At 74.2% G+C, this 1,277-nt stretch carries 1 protein-coding gene; it reads right to left on the reverse strand.

The annotated features are described in order from the left end of the window. Positions 1-32: 32 nt before the first annotated feature. Positions 33-1,094, reverse strand: a complete 1,062-nt coding sequence (locus K6I34_RS37110) for a hypothetical protein (protein ID WP_229332413.1) — start codon at positions 1,092-1,094, stop codon at positions 33-35. Positions 1,095-1,277 lie beyond the last annotated feature (183 nt).

The following is a 1,277-nucleotide window of genomic DNA, read 5'->3' on the forward strand; positions in this document are numbered from 1 at the left end:
CCCCTGTACAGGCACTGTCCCACCCCCTCGTGTCACCTCGTACCCCAGCTCTGCCGGTAGGCACGCCAGTCCTGCTCGGTGGCCGCGAAATCCACGTACAGCGCGAGCCCGAACCGCTGCCGCCCGCCGTCCTCGCGGGTCAGCCCCAGTCTGGCGCCGCGCACGGCGGCCACGGCGGTCTCCGCGTGGCCGTGGTGGCCCATCTCGTCGGTGTGGAAGAAGGGCACGCCCATCAGCAGGTCGACGCCGGGCGGGGTGGCCTGGAGGGCGAGCTGTGTCTGCCGGGCGACGTAGCCGCCGTAGAGGCTGTCGACCGGCAGGGCGGTGTCGTACGACATGACCGCGATCTGGTCGGTGCGCCGGGCGACCTGGCCGAAGTACTTCTGGGTCCACCACTTGTCGCTGCCCATGACGCGGGCGGCCCGGTGCAGCGCGGGCACCGGGTCGATCTGCTGGGCGGCGACCGAGAGCACCCCGCCCTCGGCGCGTACGGCGGGGTGGAGGGCGTCGAGCAGGGCCAGGAAGGAACGGTCGTCGGACCGCACGGGCTCGACGTCGAGGTGAACGCCCTCGAAACCAGCGCGCAGCACCTGCCGCGCGCTCGCCACGACCGCCTCGCGCTCGGGCACCCGGTCCAGCCGGAGCCCGTTCTTCCCCTCCCCCGGGCGCACCACCACGTCCCCGAGCCACGCCTGGACGCGGACCCCGGGCAGCTCGCGGTGCACGGCGTCGACGAGCCACCGCGCCCGCGGATACGCGGAGGCGGGCAGGGTGCCGTCGTGTTCGAGGGGCCCCGCGTGCACGTACAGGTCGCGCAGGCCCGTGTCCGCGACGCGGCGCTTGAGCGCGGCCACGTCGGCGTCGCCCTTGCGGCCGTCGACCCAGGCGTGGCCCAGCCAGAGGGCGTCGCGGCCCCGGGTGACCGCGTCGTCCGCGGGCGTCCCGGCGTAGGCGGCCCGCAGCACGCTGCCCGCCAGGACGAGCGGCACGAGCAGCACGAGGCCCAGCACCAGCGCACCGCGCACCACCATCCGCCTGCCCGGGCGCCAGCGGCGCAACGCGGTCAGCAGCTTCCGGACGTCCGGCCGTCGCATACGAAGAATCCGCCCCCTTTTCCTTATGGTGACGCGGGCGCGGCCGGTGCAGTTGCGTTTCTGCAGGACTGCTGCCGCCTGTCCGTCTTTGTCTGCGGGCCGGTGGGGGCTGGTCGCGCCCACGCGGCGGAGCCGCACATCGATACAGCCCCGCGCCCCTTACGGGGCTCGTATCCCGTATAC

Origin of the sequence: Streptomyces sp. UNOC14_S4, assembly GCF_020740835.1 — a bacterium.
Lineage (GTDB): Bacteria > Actinomycetota > Actinomycetes > Streptomycetales > Streptomycetaceae > Streptomyces.